This window comes from Pseudoalteromonas sp. Z9A6 (assembly GCF_011378805.1).
In the GTDB taxonomy this organism is placed as follows: Bacteria; Pseudomonadota; Gammaproteobacteria; order Enterobacterales; family Alteromonadaceae; genus Pseudoalteromonas; species Pseudoalteromonas distincta.
The window spans coordinates 1-963 of sequence record NZ_WTKZ01000088.1 but is presented as its reverse complement, the minus strand read 5'-3'; the positions used below and the strand labels follow the sequence as shown (position 1 = coordinate 963).

General features: G+C 41.1%; 2 protein-coding genes. One reads left to right on the top strand and one right to left on the bottom strand.

Annotation, left to right across the window (positions count from 1 at the left end):
* A partial coding sequence (locus GQR53_RS21570) for a hypothetical protein (protein WP_240917514.1) occupies window positions 1-238 on the top strand: 238 nt, incomplete at its 5' end.
* Window positions 239-338: 100 nt separating this feature from the next.
* Here GQR53_RS21570 and GQR53_RS19480 read toward each other — a convergent pair.
* Complete coding sequence (locus tag GQR53_RS19480; RefSeq protein WP_024605469.1) at window positions 339-803, bottom strand: zinc ribbon domain-containing protein; 465 nt, start codon at window positions 801-803, stop codon at window positions 339-341.
* Window positions 804-963 lie beyond the last annotated feature (160 nt).

Genomic DNA, 963 nt, shown 5'->3' with positions numbered 1-963 from the left:
AAGTTCTGATAATCGAACTCTAATCTGTATTGGTGCTAAGCATGGCGCAGAGGTTGGGCAAAAATACAGTGTTATTAGATTCCATGAAAGAATAGTATTGAGTGAAGGTGAAGATCCCTACACTATCGAAAAGGTAGGAACGGTACAAATTACTAAAATTGTGAATGATCATTTCGCAACTGTAAAGCTAGTGTCTGGTGACATTGCAGCGAAAGATATGGTGGAACTTGAAAACTAATAAAGTGGTGGCGAAAGCCACCACAAGAGCATAACAGTGAACTACCCATCGACGCCACTCCGTGTCGATCAATGGGCTTCTACAGTCTAGCTTATGAATGCTAGGCTGCTTCTTTTTTCTCAGATCCAACAGCAAACTTCGATAGCTCGAAGACTTTCATTTTATTAGCTGCTTTCTGCTGAGATGTGGGGGCTACCCTTGCGACGATCCCAGCCGCAATCAAATCTAATTCACCTGTTTTTGCTATGCTTTTAGCCGCTGACAAGTCCCGGTTTTGGTTAGTTTCACAAGCCGTACATGTGAAATATCTGTCGTTCAATGTCAAAACATGATGTTGGCCGCATTCTGCGCAAATCCCAGTCGATTTTTCAAATCGACCAATTTCATGATAGAGTTTACCTTCAAGCTCAGCCTTGTATTTTGAAAGCTGAGTTATCAGAGCCATCACATTGTCAGCTACCATACTGCCATTGAATTTTTGCATCGCTTTTAGGGGTTTTGCGCCCATCCCCTCGAAATTAACCTTAGCTTGAATTTTCACGCTTAGAGTAACTTTTCGTACCATTGGACTTCACCCCTTGAATAACACAGTTTGTATTATTTAGCCCATCCCCTCGAAATCGGCATTAGTATTCTTAAGTAATAATACACAGTGGTAAACTATCTTATGAAAAGTTTGTGAGCGTCTAGCGAACTACACCTATGTTTTAAAATTCCAGGGTAAC

Coding starts and splice junctions, on each gene's coding strand:
- GQR53_RS19480 (WP_024605469.1), bottom strand. CDS start 803: ATGGTACGAAAAGTTACTCTAAGCGTGAAAATTCAAGCTAAGGTTAAT.